Annotated in this window: 18 protein-coding genes; 8 read left to right on the top strand and 10 right to left on the bottom strand. The window is 67.3% G+C overall.

The annotated features are described in order from the left end of the window. Window positions 1-18 precede the first annotated feature (18 nt). The 6 genes from PKE72_RS10400 to phnC form a co-directional block, all read right to left on the bottom strand. A complete protein-coding gene (locus tag PKE72_RS10400) occupies window positions 19-816 on the bottom strand; it encodes an enoyl-ACP reductase FabI (RefSeq protein ID WP_267516691.1) in 798 nt (265 codons plus the stop codon). Window positions 817-1,070: 254 nt separating this feature from the next. Next, window positions 1,071-1,949, bottom strand: a complete 879-nt coding sequence (galU, locus tag PKE72_RS10395; RefSeq protein ID WP_271165306.1) for a UTP--glucose-1-phosphate uridylyltransferase GalU — start codon at window positions 1,947-1,949, stop codon at window positions 1,071-1,073. 86 nt (window positions 1,950-2,035) lie between these two features. Next, window positions 2,036-3,106: a substrate-binding domain-containing protein gene (locus PKE72_RS10390; protein ID WP_271165305.1), complete on the bottom strand. Its 1,071-nt coding sequence runs from the start codon at window positions 3,104-3,106 to the stop codon at window positions 2,036-2,038. A 96-nt stretch (window positions 3,107-3,202) separates the two neighbouring features. Continuing rightward, a complete protein-coding gene (phnE, locus tag PKE72_RS10385) occupies window positions 3,203-4,072 on the bottom strand; it encodes a phosphonate ABC transporter, permease protein PhnE (RefSeq protein ID WP_373878096.1) in 870 nt (289 codons plus the stop codon). 17 nt (window positions 4,073-4,089) lie between these two features. Further along, on the bottom strand, window positions 4,090-5,106 hold the full coding sequence (gene phnD / locus PKE72_RS10380) for a phosphate/phosphite/phosphonate ABC transporter substrate-binding protein (RefSeq protein WP_271165303.1): 1,017 nt from the start codon (window positions 5,104-5,106) through the stop codon (window positions 4,090-4,092). Then, window positions 5,103-5,912 (bottom strand): phosphonate ABC transporter ATP-binding protein, encoded by an 810-nt coding sequence (phnC, locus tag PKE72_RS10375; RefSeq protein ID WP_267515367.1) that lies wholly within the window; start codon window positions 5,910-5,912, stop codon window positions 5,103-5,105. The genes phnD and phnC overlap by 4 nt, the downstream gene beginning before the upstream one ends. Before the next feature lie 376 nt (window positions 5,913-6,288). On the opposite strand from phnC, the gene PKE72_RS10370 reads away from it, so the two are divergent. Beyond that, a complete protein-coding gene (locus tag PKE72_RS10370; RefSeq protein WP_271165302.1) occupies window positions 6,289-7,554 on the top strand; it encodes a type III PLP-dependent enzyme in 1,266 nt (421 codons plus the stop codon). A gap of 191 nt (window positions 7,555-7,745) precedes the next feature. Further along, complete coding sequence (locus PKE72_RS10365; RefSeq protein WP_422653188.1) at window positions 7,746-8,801, top strand: 1,9-bis(guanidino)-5-aza-nonane synthase; 1,056 nt, start codon at window positions 7,746-7,748, stop codon at window positions 8,799-8,801. A gap of 7 nt (window positions 8,802-8,808) precedes the next feature. Here the strand turns inward: PKE72_RS10365 and PKE72_RS10360 are convergent, their stop codons facing one another. Both PKE72_RS10360 and PKE72_RS10355 read right to left on the bottom strand, forming a co-directional pair. Next, the gene (locus tag PKE72_RS10360) at window positions 8,809-9,702 is read right to left on the bottom strand and encodes an NAD-dependent epimerase/dehydratase family protein (protein ID WP_271165300.1); all 894 of its coding nucleotides are present in this window, start codon (window positions 9,700-9,702) and stop codon (window positions 8,809-8,811) included. Window positions 9,703-9,710: 8 nt separating this feature from the next. Further along, window positions 9,711-10,943 (bottom strand): NAD-dependent epimerase/dehydratase family protein, encoded by a 1,233-nt coding sequence (locus PKE72_RS10355; protein ID WP_271165299.1) that lies wholly within the window; start codon window positions 10,941-10,943, stop codon window positions 9,711-9,713. Between the two features lie 353 nt (window positions 10,944-11,296). On the opposite strand from PKE72_RS10355, the gene PKE72_RS10350 reads away from it, so the two are divergent. From PKE72_RS10350 to PKE72_RS10340, 3 genes are all read left to right on the top strand, one after another. Beyond that, window positions 11,297-12,253, top strand: a complete 957-nt coding sequence (locus tag PKE72_RS10350; protein ID WP_271165298.1) for a DUF4167 domain-containing protein — start codon at window positions 11,297-11,299, stop codon at window positions 12,251-12,253. A 179-nt stretch (window positions 12,254-12,432) separates the two neighbouring features. Beyond that, window positions 12,433-13,089, top strand: a complete 657-nt coding sequence (locus tag PKE72_RS10345; RefSeq protein ID WP_271165297.1) for a DUF4893 domain-containing protein — start codon at window positions 12,433-12,435, stop codon at window positions 13,087-13,089. A gap of 58 nt (window positions 13,090-13,147) precedes the next feature. Continuing rightward, window positions 13,148-13,888 carry a DUF4893 domain-containing protein gene (locus PKE72_RS10340; protein ID WP_271165296.1) on the top strand — a complete coding sequence of 247 codons (741 nt, stop codon included), beginning with the start codon at window positions 13,148-13,150 and terminating at the stop codon, window positions 13,886-13,888. Between the two features lie 21 nt (window positions 13,889-13,909). Here PKE72_RS10340 and PKE72_RS10335 read toward each other — a convergent pair whose 3' ends face one another. Then, the gene (locus PKE72_RS10335) at window positions 13,910-15,556 is read right to left on the bottom strand and encodes a serine hydrolase (protein ID WP_271165295.1); all 1,647 of its coding nucleotides are present in this window, start codon (window positions 15,554-15,556) and stop codon (window positions 13,910-13,912) included. A gap of 132 nt (window positions 15,557-15,688) precedes the next feature. Between PKE72_RS10335 and PKE72_RS10330 the strand changes: the two genes are divergently transcribed. After that, the gene (locus tag PKE72_RS10330; RefSeq protein ID WP_271165294.1) at window positions 15,689-16,333 is read left to right on the top strand and encodes a LysE family translocator; all 645 of its coding nucleotides are present in this window, start codon (window positions 15,689-15,691) and stop codon (window positions 16,331-16,333) included. Window positions 16,334-16,495: 162 nt separating this feature from the next. After that, window positions 16,496-18,805: a TonB-dependent receptor domain-containing protein gene (locus PKE72_RS10325; protein WP_271165293.1), complete on the top strand. Its 2,310-nt coding sequence runs from the start codon at window positions 16,496-16,498 to the stop codon at window positions 18,803-18,805. A gap of 59 nt (window positions 18,806-18,864) precedes the next feature. On the opposite strand, the gene PKE72_RS10320 is transcribed toward PKE72_RS10325, so the two are convergent. Continuing rightward, window positions 18,865-19,227: a BA14K family protein gene (locus PKE72_RS10320; protein WP_271165292.1), complete on the bottom strand. Its 363-nt coding sequence runs from the start codon at window positions 19,225-19,227 to the stop codon at window positions 18,865-18,867. Between the two features lie 256 nt (window positions 19,228-19,483). On the opposite strand from PKE72_RS10320, the gene clpB reads away from it, so the two are divergent. Beyond that, window positions 19,484-22,072 (top strand): ATP-dependent chaperone ClpB, encoded by a 2,589-nt coding sequence (gene clpB / locus PKE72_RS10315; RefSeq protein WP_271165291.1) that lies wholly within the window; start codon window positions 19,484-19,486, stop codon window positions 22,070-22,072. Window positions 22,073-22,283: the final 211 nt, after the last annotated feature.

The raw sequence follows: 22,283 nt of genomic DNA, 5'->3' as shown, positions 1-22,283 counted from the left end.
AGCGGCGGAAGAGCGGGATCAGCTCTCCATGTCGTCCGGCAGGCCCACGGCGTGGAAGCCCGCATCGACGTGGACGACCTCGCCCGTGGTCGAACGACCCAGGTCCGAGCACAGCCACAGGGCGGCGCCGGCGACGCCCTCCATCGAGGTCTCTTCCTTGATCAGCGAGAACTGGGCGCTCTTGGAATGCAGGCCGCGCCCGCCCGAGATGCCGGCCAGCGACAGGGTGCGCATGGCCCCGGCCGAGATGGCGTTGACGCGGATGTTCTTGGGCCCCAGGTCGCGGGCGATATAGCGGGTCGCCGCCTCCAGCGCCGCCTTGGCCACGCCCATGGTGTTGTAGTTCGGAATGACCCGCTCCGACCCCAGATAGGTCAGGGTGATCAGGCTGCCGCCGTTCGGCATCAGCTTGGCGGCTCGTTTGGACACGTCCACGAAGCTGAAGGCCGAGATGTTCATGGCCAGCAGGAAGCTGTCGCGCGTGGTGTTGTCGACGAAGGAGCCCTTCAGCTCGTCCTTGTTGGCGAAGGCCACCGAGTGGACGACGAAGTCGATCGTGCCGAAGGTCTTTTCCAGTTCGGCGAAGGCGGCGTCCATCGAGGCGTCGTCGGTGACGTCGGCCTGGATCAGCAGCTTGGCGCCGACGCTTTCGGCCAACGGGCGCACGCGACGCTCCAGGCTTTCGCCCAGATAGGTGAAGGCCAGTTCCGCGCCTTGGGCCGCCAGTTGCGAGGCGATGCCCCAGGCGATGGAGCTGGAATTGGCCACGCCCATGATCAGGCCCTTCTTGCCCTTCATGAGGTCGCCGGTCGGCATGTCCCAGCCTTCGGAAGTGGCCATGGTTCGTCTCCTGATGATTTGCGCGGAGGGTTAGCAGGGGCGGGCCATCGGCTCAACGTCTTCTCCCTCCCCCTGCGGGGGAGGGGGGCGAAGGCGTAGCCGAAGCCGGGTGGGAAGGGCCGGGTGAAGCATCACCGACATAAGATCCGTGCGACATCGCCTTGCCGCCCCCGCCCCGTCGCTGACGCGACGCCCCTCCCCCGCAGGGGGAGGGAGAAAAGTCGCCGTGTTTACAGCAAGGCCGTCACCGCCGCGCGGGCGGCCTCGCCCAGGTCGGGGCGTTTCAGGGCCAGGGCGACATTGGCTTTCAGCAGGCCGATCTTGTCGCCGCAGTCATGGGTCACGCCTTCGTATTCGACGGCGGTGAACAACTGGTCGGCCATCAGGCGGGCCATGGCGTCGGTCAGCTGAATCTCGTTGCCGGCGCCGCGTTCCTGGGTGGCCAGCAGGTCGAAGATTTCCGGCTGCAGGATATAGCGGCCCGAGATCGACAGGTTCGACGGCGCCGTGCCCTTGGCCGGCTTTTCGATCATCCCCTTCATGGTGATGCGGCGGCCCTCACGGCTGGCCGGATCGACGATGCCGTATTTGTGGGTTTCGCTCTCGGGCACGGCCTCGACGCCGATCAGATTGCCGCCGACCTCGTTATAGGCGTCGATCAGCTGCTTCAGCGCGCCCGGCCGGCTGTCGACGATGACATCGGGCAGCAGGACGGCGAAGGGTTCATGTCCGATGATGTCGCGGGCGCACCAGACGGCGTGGCCCAGGCCCTTGGGCGACATCTGGCGGGTGAAGCTCATCTCGCCGGCGTTCGGCAGTTCGGCCCGCAGCTGGTCCAGGATCTCGGTCTTGCCCTTGGCTTCCAGCTGGCTTTCCAGCTCGATCTGGTGATCGAAATAGTCCTCGATCGCACCTTTGGAGCGGCCGGTGACGAAGACGATATGCTCGATCCCGGCCTCGCGGGCCTCTTCGACGATATACGAAAGGATCGGCCGATCGACGACGTTCAGCAGTTCCTTCGGCGTGGTCTTCGTGCCGGGGAGGACACGGGTGCCGAGACCGGCGACAGGCAGCACGGCCTTGCGCAGACGCGCGGGCTGAGAAGTCATAGGGTTTTCCTGATTGCTATCCCGCCCCCATCATAGCCGACGGACCGGCTGAGGAAAGGGGCGGGTAGCTTTCAGGGAGAGCGTCGTTACTTGGCGGGCCGTTGCATCGGCGTCATCGCTGAAACGATGGCGCGTTGAGCGACGAGTTGATCTTCCGGCAGCGGGATCAGGCCGCGATCGGCCAGATAGCCGCCTTTGCCGGCCGAACCTTCGGACAGGAATTCCTGCACGAACTGCTGAAGGCCGGGGATCACCCCGACATGGGCCTTCTTCACATAGATGTAGAGGCTGCGCGACAGCGGGTATTCGCCGCTGGCGATGGTGTCCGCATTGGGCGTGACGCCGTCGATGGTCTCGGGCTTCACCGTGTCCAGGTTCTGTTCCAGGAAGGAATAGCCGAACACGCCCAGGGAGCCGGGGGTGCGGGTCAGGGTCTGGACGATGGCGTTGTCATTTTCGCCCGAGTCGATCCAGGCGCCGTCTTCACGCAGGGTGTGGGCCAGGGCCTCGAACCGGTCCTTGTCGGCCTTTTCCACGGCGGCGGCGGCGGGCACCAGCTTCGCGCCTGGCGTCATGCCCAGCTCCAGGAAGGCGTCGCGCGTGCCCGAAGTGGGCGGCGGGCCATAGACCTGGATGCGTTGGTTCGGCAGGCCGGCGTTGACCTGATTCCAGGTCGTCGCGGGATTGGCGATGAAGGCGCCGTTCGGTCCGGGGACTTCCTTGGCCAGGCCTTCGTAGATGTCGTTCAGCTCGAAGTTGAAGCTGTTGCCGTTGCGCGCCGTGGCGATGACGATGCCGTCGAAGCCGATCTTGATCTCGACGATTTCAGTCACGCCGTTCTTGGCGCACAGGTCGAACTCGGACGCCTTCATCTGGCGCGAGGCGTTGGCAATGTCCGGCGTGGTCGGGCCGACGCCCTGGCAGAAGGCCTGGATGCCGCCGCCGGTGCCCAGGGATTCGACGCGCGGCGCCGAACCGCCCGAGGTACGGGCGAAATTCTCGGCCACACGCGTGGCGAAGGGGAAGACGGTGGACGAACCGGCCGACCAGATGCCCGAACGAGCGCCCGAGGACCCGCCGCCGGAGCCGCCGTCGCCGCAGGCCGCCAGGGCCAGAAGCGCGGCTGCCGCCGTTGTCAGTTTCAGTGTGCGGATCATTCTGCGCTCTCCCTGAGCATCGATTTCACGACGTTTAGACCAGACGATTGTGAAGGTTTTTCCCGCGTCCCGGCAGCGAGACAGGGGGCGAAACCGTTACAGCAGGCGTTTGCGCATGACCTGGGACAGGGTGTCGATCAAGGTCACGGCCACCACGATGACAATGGCGATGGCGGCGACGCGGCTATAGTCGAAGGCCTGGATGCTTTCGAACAGGGTCTGGCCGATGCCGCCCGCGCCGATCAGGCCCAGCACGGTGGCCGCGCGGCTGTTCGATTCGAACCGGTACAGGGCGAACGAGGTCCACAGCGGCGCGACCTGGGGGAAGACGCCCCAGACGATCTCGTGCAGCTTGCCGGCGCCCGTGGCGCGCACGCCCTCGACCGGTCCCTTGTCGATCGACTCGACCGCTTCCGAGAACAGTTTGGCCAGCACCCCGCCGGTGTTGAGCGCCAGGGCGAGCACCCCGGCCAGCGGGCCCAGGCCGACGGCGACGATGAACAGGGTGGCGATGACCAGGTCGGGGATCGACCGCAGCAGGTCCATAAACCGGCGCACGATGAAGACCATCCAGCCCGGCGCGATGTTGCGCGACGCCATCAGGCTGAGCGGCAGGGCCAGGAAGACGGCCAGGAAGGTGCCCCACAGGGCGATCTGCACCGTCAGCCACATCTGGCCGGCCAGACTGGTCGTCGGCTGGGTGAATATGTGGGTGAAGGAGGTCCAGAAGTCGCCGGGCGGGAAGATGGCCGCCCAGTCGGGCCGCAGCAGATCCGCGCCATAGGTCGAGATGTTCGACGAGCCCGAGAACAGCCGGCCGAAATTCTGCATGTCGACTTTGCCGAAGCTGGCGATCAGTATGATCGCCAGACCCCCCCAAAGCAGGAGGTCGAACAGGGTCGAGGACAGCGACTTGGTCGGGGCCGAGGGCACGGTTCCCGGGGCGACGCCGCCCCGTGCCGCCATGTCTGCGGTGACGTCGGTCAAGGCTGGACCTCACGCTTGGCGCGCAGGGCGGCCAGGTCGCGCTCGGCGGCGGCGACGCCGGCCTGATCGTTCTTGGCCTTGGCTTCGCTCAGCTTCTGGTCAGCGACCATCTCACGGACCGGATCCAGGTAGGAATCGTCGGCGGCGCGGAACATCGAATAGTTCAGTCCGGCCAACACCTGGCGCTGGCGATCTGCCTCTGGCCCCTGGCCCTGGCCATAGGTGAGGAAGAAGCTGCGCAGCTTCTCCTTCAGCGCCGGGTCCAGATCCTCGCGGATGACGATGCCCGATTCTGGAATCGGCGGCGAAACCCAGATGTCCTCGATCTGCGACGCCAGTTGCGGGTTCTCGCGACGCATGAAGACGGTGTTGACCGAGTTCGAGGTGGCCACATCGACCACGCCGGTGGCGACGGCGAAGGCGTTGGCCTGGTGGCTGGCGGAGCGCACGGTCTTGAAACACTGGTTCGGCACGATGCCGCGCGGATTGAACAGGAAGGTCAGCGGGGCCAGGGTGCCCGAGGTCGACTGGGCGTCGCCGATGCCGAAGTCATACTGCTTGCCGCAGGCCAGCACCTTGTCCAGCGTGACGCCCGAACCCTTACGCACGATCAGGGTCGAGGTGTAGCTGTCGCGGCCTTCCGGATCGACGATGCGGGCGATGACCTCGCCCTGTGCGCGGTCCACGGCTTCCAGCGCCGGCTTGGCCGAGAACCAGGCCACCTGGGTCTGGTTGAAACGCATAGCTTCGATCAGGACATTATAGTTGCCTGCGAAGAAGGGTTTCACCGGCACGCCGACAGCCTTGGACATGTCATCCAGCAGCGGTTGCCACAGCGGTCCGGAAGACGCCTGGCCTTCCGCCGACAGGATGGAGAAGGTCAGTTCCGACGGCATGGCTCCGGCGGCCTGTTTTTCATCGCCGCCGCCGCACGAGGCGACGCCCAGCAGCAGGACGGCGGCGCCGGCCGCCGCGAACAGGCGACGGGACAGGGGATTGCGGGACAGGCTCATGCCTTGGTCTCCCAGAACGCGTCCTCGAATTCAGGACCGTAGATATCGATCAGGCGCTGGTGATCCAGGCCCGTGGCGGGACCGTCATAGACGATCTTGCCGCCCTGCAGCGCGATGACGCGGTCACAGTAGCGGATGGCGTAGTCGACCTGGTGAAGGGTGACGATCACCCCCATGCCGTCGCGCTTGTTCAACTCGACCAGCAGTTCCATGACCTTGCGGGCCGAAACCGGGTCCAGCGAGGCGACCGGTTCGTCGGCCAGGATGGCCTTTGCGCCTTGTACAATGGCGCGGGCAATGGCGCCGCGCTGCTGCTGGCCGCCCGATAGGGTGTTTGCGCGCTGCCCGGCGTAGTCGCTGACCCCGACCCGGTGCAGGGCGGCCATGGCCCTGTCCTTGTCGGCCTGGGGCCACAGGCCCAGCAGGCCTTGCCAAGCCGGCAGTCGCCCCAGGGCGCCCAGCATGACATTGGCGAACAGGCTCAGGCGCCCGACCAGATTGAACTGCTGGAAGATCATGCCCAGCTTGCCGCGCGCCTTGCGCACGGCGCCGGTGACGCGGCCGTCCTTCTGAACCGTCTCGCCGAAGACGCTGATCGTCCCCTGGCCGGGGTCGATCGACTGAAGCCCGGTGATGGAGCGCAGAAGCGTGGACTTGCCGGATCCTGACGGGCCGATCAGGGCGACCATCTCGCCCGAGGCGACGGAAATCGAGACGCCGTCCAGCGCCTTTCGCGATCCGAAGGTCTTCGACACGTCACGCGCCAGGACTAGCCCGGGGGCGACGGCGGCTGCGGATGAACTCATGAACTCGCTGGGAGGCTGTGGCGAACGGGCGCCGCATGACGCGATAGGCGCGTTTGGGCAAGTCTTAATCGCACGTTGGGCGCGATGTCGTCCAGAGCCGTGCCGTTCGTGGCCTTTTATGCCGCGATTGTCCGTGTCGGGGCGAGGTGCGGACCTTCCATAATCGGTGCAGAAAGCTCGACCGCGAGCCCCTTGGGGCCTGTGACGCTGCCGTAGGGGATTTGTGACAGTCCAAACCTAGGCCCCGCCACGAAAAAACCCCTTTACATGACAGTTCGATACCCCCATATCGCGCCTTCCGGCGGACCCCGTGGTCTAACCGTTAAGCGCTGCTAACGCCGGTCTGGGTTTCACAATTAGCAGGGGGTTACGTGAATTGCGCACGTATCAGCTTCCCCTGGACCTGGTCCGTGAGCGGTCCCCTGAACGTCCCGTCGCCCTCGTGCGGCCGCGTTCGGTTTCCGTAGCGGCGCGCTGGTTCCAGGATAATCTAAAGGCCGACGTCTTTTATGCCGTGAAGGCGAACCCGTCGTCTTGGGTCATCGAGACCCTGATCGAGGCCGGGGTTCGCGGTTTCGACGTGGCGTCCATCGCCGAGATCGAGCTGGTCCGCTCGGTCAGCCATGACGTTCGCCTGGCCTTCATGCACCCGGTCAAAAGCCGGTCTGCGATCACCAAGGCCTATTTCGAACATGGCGTTCGGACCTTCTCGCTCGACTGTGTCGATGAGCTGAACAAGATCCTCGACGCCACCGGCGGCGCGGACGACCTGAATCTCATCGTGCGCATGGCGGTTTCCGCCGACGGCGCCGCCTATACGCTTTCGGGCAAGTTCGGCGTTTCGTCCGATCAGGCGCCGGCCCTGCTGATGGCCACCCGCCAGGCGGTCAAGGACGGTCTGATGGGCGTCAGCTTCCACGTCGGCTCCCAGTGCATGCGTCCGACCGCCTACCAGGCCGCCATGGCCCAGGTCGGCCGTTCGATCAGCCGCGCCGGCGTCATCGTGGACATCGTCGATGTCGGCGGCGGCTTCCCCTCGGTCTATCCGGGCATGGTCCCGCCGGACATGAGCGAATACGCGGACGCCATCCATCGCGGCTTCAACGAGATGCCGGTGTCGGAAACGACCGAGCTGTGGTGCGAGCCCGGCCGGGCCCTGGTCGCCGAATCCTCGTCAATCCTGGCCCGCGTCGATCTGCGCAAGGGCGACGCCCTGTATCTGAACGACGGCTCGTACGGCTCGCTGTTTGACGCGACCCACTCGCGCTGGCCCTTCCCCACCAAGCTGGTCCGGGACGGCGAGGCTGCGTCCGAGCTGAAGGCGTTCCAGTTCTACGGTCCGACCTGCGACTCGATCGACCATATGCCGGGCCCGTTCTGGCTGCCGGCCGACATCCGCGAAGGCGACTTCATCGAGATCGGCATGCTCGGCGCCTATGGCGTCGCCATGTCGACGGGCTTTAACGGCTATGGCGAACACGATATCGCTGCGGTCGAGGACGCCCCGATGGCCTCGCTCTACGGCCTGGCCCCGCGCTCCATCCCCACCGTGCGCACCACGGCCGAGGAGAACGCCCGCAAGGTCGTGCGCCTGTCACGTCCGAAAGGTAAGGCCGGTCAGCGCAAGTCGCGCCGGAAGTAACTTGATTGCGTCACCCTCGGGCTTGTCCCGAGGGCCCACGGTTTTGCCTCCCCGATGATGGGATTGTGCGACTGACAGGTGGGCCCTCGGGACAAGCCCGAGGCTGACGGTCTATTAGGATCCTCGGTCGCTCCGTCCCGATGGTCCAGAAGGCTATGACGGGCGCTCAAATCAAAAGGGAAACCTCCGAAATGAACGCACCCGTTTCGTCGAACGCCAAGGCTCAGCTGCTGCAAAATGTCGTCGAACACGTCGACATCACGTCCTTCGACGCCCGCCCGATCATCGACTCGATGCGCAAGATGTCCTTCTCGTCGCGCGACACCGCCCGCGCCGCCGACATCTTCTCCATGGCCATTGAGGACAAGGACTGCTCGCCCTGGCTGATCCTGGCCGGTTCGACCTCGGCCGGCGGCTGCATGCACGTCTACCGCGACATGGTGAAGTTCGGCATGGTCGACGCCGTCGTCGCCACCGGCGCCTCGATCGTGGACATGGATTTCTTCGAGGCCCTGGGCTTCAAACACTATCAGGCCGCCGGCGAGGTGGACGACAACGTCCTGCGCGAAAACTACATCGACCGGATCTACGACACCTATATCGACGAGGAAGAGCTCCAGGCCTGCGACCACACCATCCTGGAGATCGCCAACCGGCTGGAGCCGCGCGGCTATTCCAGCCGTGAGTTCATCTGGGAGATGGGCAAGTGGCTGAGCGAGGGCAACGCCAAGAAGCCCGGCTCGCTGATCCAGACCGCCTATGAAGAAGGCGTGCCGATCTTCTGCCCGGCCTTCGTCGACAGCTCCGCCGGGTTCGGCCTGGTCAAGCATCAGAAGGAACGCGCGGCCGCCGGTCAGGCCTATCTAATGCTGGACGCCATCGCCGACTTCCGCGAACTGACCGATATCAAGATCGCCGCCGGCGTCACCGGCCTGTTCATGGTCGGTGGCGGCGTGCCCAAGAATTTCGCCCAGGACACCGTCGTCTGCGCCGAAATCCTGGGCGTCGAGGCCGAGATGCACCGCTATGCGGTCCAGATCACCGTCGCCGACGTCCGCGACGGGGCCTGCTCGTCCTCGACGCTGAAAGAGGCGGCGTCGTGGGGCAAGGTCCAGACCACCCACGAACAGATGGTCTTCGCCGAGGCCACCACCGTCGTCCCCCTGATCGGCTCCGACGCCTATCACCGCGGCGCCTGGAAGGCCCGCGACAAGCGCCGCTGGAACAAGCTGTTCGAAAAGGCCTGAGGCGGACTTAACCGACCAACCTCAAGGGCGGCGGCGCGTCCATCAGCGCCGCCAACCCCTCGCGCCAGCTCGGATAGACGGGCCGCCAGCCCAGCTCCGCCTTGGCCAGGGCGTTCGAGACGCGTTTGGAGTCCAGATAGAAGCGCCGCATGGCCTCGCTGACGCTGTCGTCGGTCCAGTCGACCTCGGGCGGGCGGGGCAGGCCCATCCGGTCGGCGGCCCAGGCCGTCACCACATCGGCCGGCGAAGGGGCGTCGTCGGTCAGATTATAGGCGGCGCCGGGGCGCGGCCGATCCATCGAGGCGAACAGGCCCGAGACCACGTCGTCCACATGGATGCGGTTGAACACCTGGCCCGGCTTCTTCACCAGTTTCGCCGTCCCGTCGCGCAGCCGATCCACGACGCTGCGTCCCGGCCCATAGAAGCCGGGCAGGCGGAAGATCTGCACCGTCAGCCCCATCCCCTGCGCCCCGTCCAGCCAGTCGCGCTCGGCCCGCACGCGCCGCGCGCCTTCCAGACTTGCGGCGTTCAACGGTCCGTCCTCGAACACCCAGCCGCCCGCCCGGTCGCCATAGACGCTGGTTGAGGAGACATAGCCGATCCAATCGGGCCAGGCCTGTGACGCCACCGGCGCCAGGGCGCGCAGCCCCGGACAGCCGTGGGAGTCGGGCGCCGCTGTCGCCAGCACCGCCGTCGCCGCCTCCAGCGCACCCTTCAGCGACTGCGCATCGGCTGGATCGATCGCGGTCATCCCTTCGGCCGCCAGCGCGCGCCGTCGTTCGGGGTCGCGGGACGTGGCCGTCGCCCGGCCGCCGCGCCGGATCGCCTCCAGCGCCGCAGCGCGACCCAGATAGCCGCCGCCGAAGACCAGCAGGGACGGTACAGGGGCGGAATCGGGCATAAATCTACTCAGGCAGACAGGACTTTTGGCGACGAAGACGGTGAATATGGCCGCGCTTCATTTTCCAGCGCCTCGGCCCGGCGTTGGTTCCAGGCCGAGACACAGGGCACCCGCGTCAGGTCGGCCCGGTCGGCATAGCGTCGGGCGACCTCGGTCACCTCGTCCATCAGGCCCTGGGCCAGGGTGATGGGCTTCAGCCCCAGGTCGCGGAACTGGTCGTTGGCGACGACCAGATCGTTCTCGTCGGCCTCCTGGCGCGGATTGGCGACGTTGTGAATCACCGCGCCGGTCTTGTCGGCGATCAGGGCGGCCAGGTCGCGGACCCGGCGGCTTTCGGTCATCTGGTTCAGAATCTTGACCCGGTCGCCGCGCTTGGGCGGGTTCTTCAGCGCCAGTTCGACGCAGCGCACCGTGTCCTGGATATGGATGAAGGCCCGGGTCTGGCCGCCCGATCCGTGAACCGTCAACGGATAGCCGACCGCCGCCTGCATCAGGAACCGGTTCAGCACCGTGCCATAGTCGCCGTCATAGTCGAACCGGTTGATCAGCCGCTCGTCCAGCTTGGTCTCGACCGTCTGCGTCCCCCAGACGATGCCCTGGTGCAGGTCGGTGATCCGCAAGGCGTCGTTGCGGGCGTAGAACTGGAACAGCAGGGCGTCCTGCGTCTTGGTCATATGATAGATGCTGCCCGGATTGGGCGGGAACAGGATCTCCTGTTCCGCCGGGCCGTGGTCGGTGTCCACCGTCACCTTCAGATAGCCCTCGGGGATGCGCAGGCCGGCGGTGCCGTAGCCATAGACCCCCATGGTCCCCAGGTGGGCCAGATGCACGTCCAGCCCGCTCTCGACGATGGCGGCCAGCAGGTGGTTGGTGGCGTTGATATTGTTGTCGACGGTGTACAGCTTGTGCCGCGCCGACTTCATCGAATAGGGGGCCGCCCGCTGTTCGGCGAAGTGCACCACACTGTCGGGCGCCAGGTCGCGGATCAGGGCGACCAGGCGATCGAACTCCTTGCCGACGGTCATATTGACGAAGCCGATGTCGCGGCCCGACACCGCTTTCCAAGCCTTGATCCGCTCGCCCATGGTGCGGATCGGCGTCAGCGACTGGACCTCCAGCTCGTTGTCGATGTTCCGGCGGCTCAGGTTGTCGACGATGATCACGTCCCAGCCGTTGGCCGACAGATGCAGGGCCGTCGGCCAACCGCAGAAGCCGTCGCCGCCCAGAACCAGAACCCGCATGAAAAAGCCTCGTCGTCGTCTCAAAGTTCATGCCTAGCCCAGGCGAGGGCCTTCGGCAAAGCGGGGCTGTGGCCTATGGGTGCGACGCTTTGACGAATACCCCTTGGAAAGCGCCGTCGCACAGGCTAAGTCTCGCTCGTCTCCCACTCAAACGCAGCTTTACGGGCCTACACCCGGCTGTTCGCGGCTTGAGCCGATCATGACGGTCTGTCCCGAAAGGACCGGCGCACCATGCGGGCGACAAGGCATTCCGACAGTTCGACAATCGGGGATCGGCCCCGAGCGAAACGGAACCACGAAACGGACGGAACCGGCCGCTGGCCTGGGCTCCATCCCTGCACACGGTAGCGCGAATGAGAGATTTCAAGGGCATGAAGCGTCAGCGCGGACGCAATCGGAACAAGGCGGGCGCTTCGAACGCCAACAGCGCCAATCCGAATCGTTCGTGGGACTCGCAAGGCCCCGAAAACATCAAGGTCCGCGGCAACGCCCAGACCGTCTATGAGCGCTATCAGCAGCTGGCCCGCGACGCGGCGTCCGGCGGCGACCGGGTGCTGGCCGAAAACTATCAGCAGCACGCCGAACACTATTACCGCGTCCTGCGCGCCCTTCAGCCCCAGCGGTCCTTCTCCGACATCGCCGCGCGCGAACAGTCGAACCAGGGCTTCGACATCGATTTCGAGGACGAGTCCGGCGCCCAGGCCGCCGCCTTCGTCGCCGCCCAGCAGGCCGCCGACCGTCAGGCCCAGGAGGCTGCGGACCGCGAGCAGAACCCCAATCGCGACCGCAACGATCGCGACCAGAACCGTGACCGCGACTTCAATCGCGAGCGGGACCGGGACCGGGACCAATCTCAGAACCGCGACCGCGACCAGAACCGCGACGCCCAGCCTCCACGCGAACCCCGCGAGCCGCGCGAAGACGGCGAGGTCCGCGCCGAGGGCGAGGGCGGCGGTCGTCGCGAGAGCCGTCGCGAACGCTGGGAGCGTCGTCGCGAAGAACGCAACCGCCGCTTCGACAACCAGGAAAACCCCGGGTCGGATGAAGGCTCGGACGTTCAAGCCGAGGCCGCGCCGGCCGCCGAGCCTGCGTTCGAGGCGCCCGTCGAATCGCCGGCGGCGGACGAGCGTCCCGCGCGCCGGTCGCGTCGTCCGGCTGTCGTCGCCGCCGACGATGAGGCGCCGACGGCTCTGCCGGGCTTCCTGACCCGCTCCTCCGTTCCCGCCGCCGAGACCGCCGAGGACGCAGAACCCGCGCCCCGCCGCCGCGCGCCCCGTCGCAAGGCCGAGGTCGCCGACAGCGAAGGCTGACCGGCCGCGCTCCCGGGCCTCTCCGGCCGGGCGGCGCACGAACGGCCTTGACGTCGGCGGCCCATACGGCGCCTAAAAGGGCCCGCGTCGCCAGGCGCGGCCCTCGACCAGCCTTAAGGGAAGCCTTGATGCGTCAATGCTTACAGTCTCGCTCTTCGGCGTCCGACAGGCTTCGCGCCATGATCAGACCCGTCGCGCTGACTGCGGTGCTCGCCGCTGCGGCCTGCGCTTCCGCACCACCGCCGCCGCCGCCGCCTCCGCCGGCGCCCAGCGGGGGGACCGGCGCGGTCCTGATGGACTGGCGCGGGATCATCACCGCTGCAGACCGTGATCGCTACCAGCGCCGCGACGCCGCCTGGAGCCTGGCCTTGCAGCAGGCGCGCCGCCAACGCGGTTCGGGCGACCTGGACAGCCTCGGCGCCCTGATCGACCCCTACGCCGGCCGCTCCGACGTCGCCCCGCCCCCCGGCGCCTATCGCTGCCGCACCGTCAAACTGGGCTCCCAGGGCGGCGAAGAAGGTCTCGGCTATGTCGTCTACGGTTGGTTCGCCTGCCGAATCGAACAGACCCCGCGCGGCTTGAAGTTCACCAAACTGACCGGGTCCCAACGCCCCTCCGGCCTGCTGTTCCCCGAGAACGACCGCCACATGCTGCTGCTCGGCTCCATGGCCCTTGCCCAGGAACCCGCCGCCAACTCCTACGGCCGCAACCCCGACCGCGATCTGGTCGCCGTGCTTGAACGGGTCGGCGACGCCCGCTGGCGCCTGGTCCTGCCCTGGCCCCAGTACGAGTCCAACCTCGACTTGATCGAACTGGTTCCGGCCAGCGGCGGCTGACTGAACCCTGCGGCGGCCTGGCCGTTAGGCTGGGGAACCTCCGTGGGACCCTTCGATCATGCGCCGCACGCTTCTCCTCGCCATGGCCGCCGCGACCGCCCTTTCGGCCTGCGGGGAAAACAGCCCGAACAGCGCGGCCGAGATTTCGCCCGCCGTATCCGAACCCGCCGCAGGCGTGCCCGCCCGCGCCGCTCCCTCCGCCCGCGCCACGCCCGAACAACAGGCGGCGGCCCCGGTCGGCGGCCTCCAAGGCGGGGCCGCCGACTGGCGCCGTGTCGCCTCAGCCGCCGACGCCAGCATTTTGGGGCGTCTGGACCAGGCCTGGCGCCTGGCGCGCGCAGAGGCGGAAACGGCTGGATTCGCGCAGCAGGTCGAAGCCCTGGGGCCGCTGGTGGACCCCAACGCGGCCCAGCCCGGACGTCTTCATCCCACGCCCGGAACTTATCGCTGCCGCACCATCAAACTGGGGCGTCGCACAGAGGGCCAGGGCCTGGCCTATGTCGGCTATCCCTGGTTCGCCTGCTCAGTCGAACTGACACCCGGCGGCGACCTGGTCCTCACCAAGACCACGGGCTCGCAGCGCACGCGTGGCTTGCTCTATCCGGATACGGAGCGTCGCCTCGTCTATATCGGAGCCCAGGCCTGGGGCGAGGCGGAAACCGCCTTCCCTGCCTATGGCGACACCCGCGAGCGTGATCAGGTCGGCGTTCTTGAACGGATCGGTCAGAACCGCTGGCGGCTGGTCATCCCCTGGCCGAAACAGGAAGCCAAGCTGGAACTGCTCGAGATCACCCGCTGAACCTGGCCTGGGCTTGCGCCCCTAGACCCGCGTCAATCTCAGATCCTGATAGTCGTACGAGAAGTCGATGTCGGGCGAGACCCCCTTCATCGTCGCCGTGGCGGGCTTGGCGGTCTGGATGTTGAAGGTGACGAAGGCGTCCTCCTCCCGCTTGTCCGGGAACCGGGTGCGGAAGGTCTCGCCGTCATAGGGCTCCAGCCAGCCTTGCAGCGCCGGGGTGTGGGTGAAGCTGAGCCACAGACCGGTCTTGCGATTGCGCCCCCGCCCTTCGGTCTTGGGGGCGATCACGATGTCCCCGTACCAGGGATCGCGCCAGGTTCCGGCATAGGCGTCCAGCGGCATTGACGGCGCAGCACCGGCCGCCTGTTTGGCGTCGATCTCGGCCGCCGCCTTGATGGACTTGGCGTTCCCCTCGGTCTCCAGCCGTTTGGAATCGGCGATCCAGTCCACATCCACCTTGCCCATGCAAAGGTCGGCGACGCCCGAACGCAGCGCCCGCAGCAGGAAGCTCTCCTCGGCGTTGGAGAAGATGCTGAAGCCGGTCTTGCGGCCGGGGATCAGCACCGTCGCCGAAATCCCGCCGGGCGAGCCGCCCCCGTGGCTGATCAGCCGTTCGCCGCGATAGTCCTGGACCTGGAACCCCATGGCGTAGGTCGAGGCGATGGCCCGGTTCGGCAGTTCCGCCGTGGGTCCCGGCGAACTGCCGGTAATGATATTGGGCCGGACCATCTCGCGCGCCGCCGCTTCCGAGAACAGCCGCGTTCCGTCGGGCAGCAGGCCCTCGTTCAGCCGCATGGTCATCCATTTGGCCCAGTCCGTCGGGGTGGTGCAGATTCCGCCCGCCGCCGCCGCCGAATCCCAGTTCCAGACATCGACGATGGAGTTTGCGATCTGGGTCATCGCGCCCTGATAACGCAGGGGCGGTCCGACCCGGCCGTGGGGCAGGGCGGACTTGGCCGGATCGGCCAACCGCGCCAGGGGAACGGTCTCGCTCATGCCGACGCGGTCCAGAATGCGCGTCTGGATGAAGTCTTCCCAGGTCAGGCCCGACACGGCCTCGATCACCGCCCCCGCGACCACGAACATCAGGTTGCAATAGTGATAGCGCGCCCGGAACCCGTCCTCGATCGGCACGAAGGCGGCCTGGGCCAGGACCTCGGCCCGGGTCCGGTCGCTGTTGGGCCAGAACAGCAGGTCGCCGGCGCCCAGGCCGAACCCGGCCCGGTGGCTCAGGGTGTCGCGCACCGTGATGTGGTCGGCGATATAGGGATCGACCAGCTGGAAATCGGGCAGATAGGTCTTGATGGGCGCGTCCCACTTCACCTTGCCCTCGTCCACCAGAGTGGCCAGTGCGGCGGCGGTGACGTTCTTGCTGTTCGAGGCGATGGCGAACAGGGTGTGTTCGTCAGCCTGGGCGGCCTTGCCCTGGACCTTGACCCCATAGCCGCGCGTCAGCACCGGCTTTCCATCCTTGACCACGGCGATCCCCAGCGCCGGCTGCTCGGGCCAGGCCGCCATGGCGGTCTTCACATAGGCGTCGACCGCCTCGGCCAGGGCGGCGTCGTCATTGGCCGCCTGGGCCCAGACCGGAGCGCCCACGGACTGGACCGCCAGCGCCGTCGCGCCTCCGGAAACGAACAGGGCGCGGCGCGACAGGCGGACGGTCATGAAAAAGCACTCCGACGAAGGACGACAAGGCTTAGCCGCCCCGCCGGGCCGAATGCAACGCCTGGCCAAGGCCCGCCGGTCGCGATTGGACCCGCCGCCCGACACGGCCTAGACCTCAGGCCGGAGGCGTGGATGGAATTTCTGACGAACGGGCCGGTCGATCCAGGCGTGATCCTGCCGTTCCTGGTTGCGGTCGTTCTGATCGAGTTCACGCCCGGCCCCAATATGGGCTGGCTGGCGCTGTTGTCTGTGTCTCAGGGGCGGACGGCGGGGCTGTCGGCGGTGGCGGGTATCACCCTGGGGTTGACGCTGTGGATGCTGGCCGCCGCCTTCGGCCTGACCGAGATCGTGCTGAAATGGCCGGCCCTGTATCAGGCCGTGCGCTGGGCCGGGGTCGGTTTCCTGCTCTGGCTCGCCTGGGAGGCGTGGCGAGGCGAGGGCGATCCGGCCAAACCGACGCAAGAGACCGAACATCGGCGCCGCGCCCTGTTCCTGCGTGGACTGACAGCCAATCTGCTGAACCCCAAGGCGGCCTTGTTCTACATCGCCCTGCTGCCCGGCTTCATCCGGCCCAGCCACGGCCCGACCCTGCCCCAGGCGCTCGCACTGGGCGCCATCCATGTGGTGATCAGCCTGGCCGTCCACAGTCTCATCGTCGTTCTGGCCGCCCGCGCCGGCGGCCTGATCGCGCGTAGCCAAGGCTCCGGCGTGCGGGCCCTGATGGCCGGGGCCATGGTTCTTATCGCCGCGTGGACCGCTTGGGAGACGCGGCTATAGCGCGCCGGCATCCGACCGGCCCAGGCTGTGCGGCCATCATCATGACGAAGCGGTAATCATATGGACAAGAAGTAACTTTGCATTTCAAAGCGCCCTCGGTATTTCCAGGGACGTCACGACGGGGACGGCTTGACGCCGGGGTCGTATTGGGGTCGCAAAGCTATGAAATCCTTCAAGTTCGCGCTAATGCTCGGCGTCGCCGTTTCGGGTGTTGCGGGGGGAGCATGGGCTCAGTCTGCGGGCGCCCCGCCGGCGCCGGCTACGACGGGGCCTTCGACTCCGGCCCAGTCCGGCGCCCAGTCCTCTTCCGGCCAGCCCGCGACCCAGCCGTCCGCAACCCAACAGCCCGCAGCCCAGCCGGCCCCGGCTCAGGAAGCGCCCGCCACGGTCGGCGACGTGACGGTGACCGGGCGTGCGGACCAGGTCCGCACCTCAATCGATTCGGTCAGCTACAGCCTGGCCAATGATCTGCAGGCGACGACCGGCAGCCTGGCCGACGCCCTGCGCAATGTGCCCTCGGTCGATGTGGACCCGGAAGGCAATGTGTCGCTGCGTGGCGATTCGAACGTCACCATCCTGGTCGACGGGCGGCCGTCCGGAATCCTGACCGGCCCCGGTCGCGGTCAGGCGCTCATCCAACTCCCGGCCAGCCAGTATGCGCGGATCGAGGTCATGACCAACCCCTCCGCCGCCTATAGCCCCGAAGGCTCGGGCGGGGTCATCAACCTGATCACCAAGCCGACGGCGCCCAAGCCGGGAACCCAGACCACCGGCTCCGTGCGGGTGAACATCGGCGACAACGGACGCTGGAACGCCGGCCTCAGCGGGTCGTGGCAGAAGGACCGCCTGACCTTGTCGGGCGACGCCAGCTATCGCTCCGACCCCACCGAGCTGAGCTTCAACCGCGTGCGTCAGCAGTTCGATCCGACGACGGGCGCGCTGATCGCGACCACTACGGTCGATCAGCCGATCGAGTCCGAACAGAACGGGCTCATCGGCCGCTTCACCGCCGAATACAAGCTGGACGACAAGACCCAGGTGACCGGCGAACTGCGCGGCGTCGCCTTCGACGGGACCGGATCGACCTCCAGCCTGTACGAGACGCGCAATGCGGCCGGCGCCGTGACCAGCGCCTACCGTCGCGACGGCTCGTCGGATTTCGACTTCACCAACTGGGGCGCCACGGCGCGAGTGCTGCGCCGCTTCACCGGCGACGGCCACGAGTGGTCGAACGAACTGCGCTACGATTCCAACGGCAATGAAAGCGACGGCCAGGCGCGCTCCATCTTCCTGACGCCGGCCGGGGCCGATCTGTACGAGCGGACGCGCAACCTTGTTGATCAGGTCACCTGGGGCTTCACCAGCGCCTACACCCGTCCGATGTCCGACGGGGGCAAGCTGCGGCTGGGGTATGAGCTGAACATCCAGCAGCCCGAGCAGGAGGCTGAGTTCCTGCGCGGACCGTCCGAGGCGGCCCTGGCGCCGGCGCCGGGGCTGAACAACCGGTTCGAGGCCGAGCAGACGGTGCACGCCCTCTACACTACCTACGAACGGCCCCTGGGCGACAAGCTGTCGGCCCAACTGGGTCTGCGGCTGGAGCAGGCCGAGGTCGAGATCAAGGATCTGACGGGCGGCGCCTCGGCCTCTCAGGACTATTTCCGCACCTATCCGACGGCTCACCTGCAATATCAGCTGTCGGAAACCCAGACCCTGCGCGCCAGCTATTCGCGCCGCATCCAGCGGCCCCAGCCCGCCCAGCTGAACCCGCTGGTGACCTATCAGGATCCTTTGAACGTGCGGTCGGGCAATCCGGATCTCGAGCCGCAGGAAACGGACTCGTTCGAGGCCATGTGGCAGTTGCGCAAGGGCCAGAGCTTCTACCAGGCGACGGCCTATCTGCGGAACACGGACAAGGCCTTCACCGACGTGACGACCGACATCGGCGGCGACGTCTTCCTGACCCGGCCCGAGAACCTGGGTTCGCGTCAGGACCTGGGGGTCGAGGCGACGGCGAACGGCCGCCTGCTGTCGACCCTGCGCTACAGCGCCGGGGTCAATGTCTTCCGTCAGGAGATCGAGGCCGGCGCCGTGGTCGGCGGCGACGACAGGGAGGCGACCCTGGCCAGCGGCCGGATCAGCCTGAACTGGCAGCCGACGGCCAAGGACTTCCTCCAGGTGTCCAGCTTCTGGCAGGGCGACAGCCTGCTGGCCCAGGGCCGTCGCGAGGCCGGCGGCATGATCAACCTCGGCTATCGCCGCAAGCTGAGCGAGCAGTTGTCGTTCAACTTCACCGCCCGCGACCTGTTCAACACCTTCAACACCACGACCATCTTCGAGACGCCGCAGTTCCGCGAACAGGCCGACCAGGACATCAAGCTGCGGGCCTTCTACATCGGCCTGACCTGGAACTTCGGCGGGCCGCGTCGCCAGCCGGAGCAGTTCGACTTCTCGACGGGCCCGACCGGCGGCTGACGCCCGGATCGGCTTTGCGCCGCCCGCCCCGCCGGGAGGGGCGGGCGGCGCTGTCGGCCTTACAGGCTGCAGACGGCCGTGCGGCCGGCGCGGACCGTGTAGCGGTCGGTGCGCGGGTTATAGCTGCGATAACGCTGCTGGCAGGCGCGGACGTGGGCGTACCAATTCGACTGGCGCTTGAAGTGGGCCGGCGGCGCCGGCGGGCGCGAACCCCAGCTCGACGACCAAGAGCCGTAAGAATCGCGGTGTTCGCCGCGCGCGTTGTTCCGCTGGTCGTTGCCGCGATCATTGTTCGGGCGCTGGTCCTGGCGTTGCTCCTGGCGATCCGGCGCGGGACGGTTCTGGTCCAGGGCGGCGGCCTGGGCCGAGACGGTGCTCAGGGCCATCAGGCCGGCGGCGATTGCGATGATTGACTTGCGCATGGGACAGCGCCTTTCCGTAGTTGAATAGATGTCTGCTAAACGCTTCGTCCCGGCTAATCCGTTGCATTCATTTGAATATTTCGTTTCGGACATCAACCGGACCGGTGTTCGCCGCAATTGACCCCGGTCAAGGCGCGCCCGCCCCCGCTCGGGCTCTTGTGTGGCCGGTTCAACACACCCACTTCCATCAGCGAACGGACGCGTCGCTTGCTCCAGAGGGCGCGTCGGACCATTTCCGCCTCACGAGGGGACACGCATGAATCTCGATCTCTATTCCGACCGCGCCAAACAGGCGGTCCAGTCGGCCCAGTCGCTGGCCCTGGCCCGCCGTCACCAGCAGTTCGCCCCCGAACACCTGCTCAAGGTGCTGCTGGAAGAACGCGACGGCCTGGCGCGCAATCTGATCACCGCCGCCGGCGGCGACGCCCGCCGCGCCGAGGCTGATGTCGAGACCGCGCTGAAGAAGCGCGCCCAGGTCTCCGGCGGCTCGGGCCAGCTCTATCTGGACGGCGACACCGCCCGCGTCTTCGCCGCCGCCGAGGAGGCCTCCAAGACCGCCGGCGACGCCTTCGTCACCACCGAACGCCTGCTGGCCGCCCTGGCGCGCGAGGGCGGGGTCGCCGCCGAGGTGCTGAAGGCCTCGGGCGCCAACGCCGAAAAACTGGACGCCGCCATCGCCGAGGTGCGCAAGGGCAAGACCGCCGACAGCGCCGGCGCCGAAGACGGCTATGACGCCCTGAAACGCTACGCCCGCGACCTGACCCTGGCCGCCCGCGACGGCAAGATCGACCCGGTCATCGGCCGCGACGAAGAGATCCGCCGCACCATCCAGGTCCTGGCCCGCCGCACTAAGAACAACCCCGTCCTGATCGGCGAGCCCGGCGTCGGCAAGACCGCCATCGTCGAGGGCCTGGCCCTGCGCATCGTCAACGGCGACGTGCCCGAATCCTTGCGCGACAAGACCGTCATGGCCCTCGACATGGGCTCCCTGATCGCCGGCGCCAAATACCGCGGCGAGTTCGAGGAGCGGCTGAAAGCCGTGCTGAACGAGGTCTCGGCGGCCGAGGGCGGCATCGTCCTGTTCATCGACGAGATGCACACCCTGGTCGGCGCCGGCAAAGGCGACGGCGCCATGGACGCCTCCAACCTGCTGAAGCCCGCCCTTGCGCGCGGCGAACTCCACTGCGTCGGCGCCACCACGCTCGATGAATACCGCAAGCACGTCGAGAAGGACGCCGCCCTGGCCCGCCGCTTCCAGCCGGTCTTCGTCGCCGAACCGACGGTCGAGGACACGGTCTCCATCCTGCGCGGCCTGAAGGAGAAGTACGAGGTCCACCACGGGGTGCGAATTGCTGACGGCGCCATCATAGCCGCTGCTGCCTTGTCGAACCGCTACATCACCGACCGCTTCCTGCCGGACAAGGCCATCGACTTGATCGACGAGGCCGCCAGCCGCGTCCGCATGGCCGTGGACTCCAAGCCCGAGGCCCTGGACGAAATCGACCGCCGCCTGGTCCAGCTGAAGATCGAACGCGAGGCCCTGAAGAAGGAGACCGACCAGGCCTCAAAGGCCCGGCTGGAAAAGCTGGAGGACGAGATCGCCGATCTGGAAGGCCAGTCCGACGACCTGACCACCCAGTGGAAGGCCGAAAAGGACAAGGTCGGCCAGGGCGCCCAGCTGCGTGAAACCCTGGACCGCCTGCGTCTGGAACTGACCAACGCCCAGCGCGCCGGCGACCTCGGCCGCGCGTCCGAGATCGCCTACGGCCAGATCCCCCAGATCGAAAAACAGCTGGCCGAGGCCGAGGCCAATGAAACCTCCGGAAAGGGCCCCCTGACGCCAGAAGTCGTCGACGCCGAACAGATCGCCGCCGTCGTCAGCCGTTGGACCGGCGTCCCCGTCGACAAGATGCTGGAGGGCGAGCGCGAGAAACTGCTCCAGATGGAGACCGCCCTGGGCGGCCGCGTCGTGGGTCAGGACGAGGCTTTGGCCGCCGTCTCCGACGCCGTCCGCCGTGCCCGCGCCGGCCTGAACGACCCCAACCGCCCGCTCGGCAGTTTCCTGTTCCTGGGCCCGACCGGCGTGGGCAAGACCGAACTGACCAAGGCCCTGGCCGAGTTTCTGTTCGACGACGAGGCGGCCATCACCCGCCTCGACATGTCCGAATATATGGAGAAGCACAGCGTCAGCCGCCTGATCGGCGCCCCTCCCGGCTATGTCGGCTATGACGAGGGCGGCGCCCTGACCGAGGCCGTGCGTCGCCGCCCCTATCAGGTCGTCCTGTTCGACGAGGTCGAAAAGGCCCACCCCGACGTCTTCAACGTGCTGCTCCAGGTGCTCGACGACGGTCGCTTGACCGACGGCCAAGGCCGCACCATCGACTTCCGCAACACCCTGATCATCATGACCTCCAACCTGGGCAGCCAGTATCTGGCCGAACAGGGCGAGGGCGACGACGTCGAGGCCGTCCGCCCCTATGTCATGGACGCCGTCCGCGCCCACTTCCGGCCCGAGTTCCTGAACCGGATCGACGAGATCATCCTGTTCCACCGCCTGGGCCGCGAACAGATGGGCGGCATCGTGCGGATCCAGCTGTCACGGTTCGAAAAACTGCTGGCCGACCGGCGGTTGAACCTGTCCATCGACGACGCCGGTCTGGCCTGGCTCGCCGACCGCGGCTACGACCCCGCCTATGGCGCGCGGCCGCTGAAGCGGGTGATCCAGAAGGAGCTGGTGGACCCGATTGCGCGCAAGCTGCTGGCCGGCGAGATCGAGGACGGCGGGGTTATTGCGGTGACGGCCGGCGAGGGTGGGTTGGAGATCGGGAAGGCGCGGGTGCATTAGGGCCGTCGCGCCGTCTCCTCCCCGCCTGCGCGGGGTTGGAGGGGTTCTGGACGCCGCACCTCTTATCCTTCTCCCATTGGGAGAAGGTGGCCGCGAAGCGGACGGATGAGGGTCGGGTGTCGAAGCCGGCGCAAGCCGTCGCACCGGCCGGGCCGCAGCGGACGATAGGGCGGCGCACGACCCTCACCCTTTGGCTGCTTCGCGCCGCCCT

This window comes from Brevundimonas intermedia, from assembly GCF_027922165.1.
Classification (GTDB): domain Bacteria; phylum Pseudomonadota; class Alphaproteobacteria; order Caulobacterales; family Caulobacteraceae; genus Brevundimonas; species Brevundimonas intermedia.
This window is presented reverse-complemented; position numbering and strand designations above follow the sequence as displayed.

Bases quoted from the DNA above. Each gene is read 5' to 3' on its own strand.
- PKE72_RS10400 (WP_267516691.1), bottom strand. From the start codon at position 816: ATGCCGACCGGCGACCTCATGAAGGGCAAGAAGGGCCTGATCATGGGC.
- galU (WP_271165306.1), bottom strand. From the start codon at position 1,949: ATGACTTCTCAGCCCGCGCGTCTGCGCAAGGCCGTGCTGCCTGTCGCC.
- PKE72_RS10390 (WP_271165305.1), bottom strand. From the start codon at position 3,106: ATGATCCGCACACTGAAACTGACAACGGCGGCAGCCGCGCTTCTGGCC.
- phnE (WP_373878096.1), bottom strand. From the start codon at position 4,072: ATGGCGGCACGGGGCGGCGTCGCCCCGGGAACCGTGCCCTCGGCCCCG.
- phnD (WP_271165303.1), bottom strand. From the start codon at position 5,106: ATGAGCCTGTCCCGCAATCCCCTGTCCCGTCGCCTGTTCGCGGCGGCC.
- phnC (WP_267515367.1), bottom strand. From the start codon at position 5,912: ATGAGTTCATCCGCAGCCGCCGTCGCCCCCGGGCTAGTCCTGGCGCGT.
- PKE72_RS10365 (WP_422653188.1), top strand. From the start codon at position 7,746: ATGAACGCACCCGTTTCGTCGAACGCCAAGGCTCAGCTGCTGCAAAAT.
- PKE72_RS10360 (WP_271165300.1), bottom strand. From the start codon at position 9,702: ATGCCCGATTCCGCCCCTGTACCGTCCCTGCTGGTCTTCGGCGGCGGC.
- PKE72_RS10355 (WP_271165299.1), bottom strand. From the start codon at position 10,943: ATGCGGGTTCTGGTTCTGGGCGGCGACGGCTTCTGCGGTTGGCCGACG.
- PKE72_RS10350 (WP_271165298.1), top strand. From the start codon at position 11,297: ATGAGAGATTTCAAGGGCATGAAGCGTCAGCGCGGACGCAATCGGAAC.
- PKE72_RS10345 (WP_271165297.1), top strand. From the start codon at position 12,433: ATGATCAGACCCGTCGCGCTGACTGCGGTGCTCGCCGCTGCGGCCTGC.
- PKE72_RS10340 (WP_271165296.1), top strand. From the start codon at position 13,148: ATGCGCCGCACGCTTCTCCTCGCCATGGCCGCCGCGACCGCCCTTTCG.
- PKE72_RS10335 (WP_271165295.1), bottom strand. From the start codon at position 15,556: ATGACCGTCCGCCTGTCGCGCCGCGCCCTGTTCGTTTCCGGAGGCGCG.
- PKE72_RS10330 (WP_271165294.1), top strand. From the start codon at position 15,689: ATGGAATTTCTGACGAACGGGCCGGTCGATCCAGGCGTGATCCTGCCG.
- PKE72_RS10325 (WP_271165293.1), top strand. From the start codon at position 16,496: ATGAAATCCTTCAAGTTCGCGCTAATGCTCGGCGTCGCCGTTTCGGGT.
- PKE72_RS10320 (WP_271165292.1), bottom strand. From the start codon at position 19,227: ATGCGCAAGTCAATCATCGCAATCGCCGCCGGCCTGATGGCCCTGAGC.
- clpB (WP_271165291.1), top strand. From the start codon at position 19,484: ATGAATCTCGATCTCTATTCCGACCGCGCCAAACAGGCGGTCCAGTCG.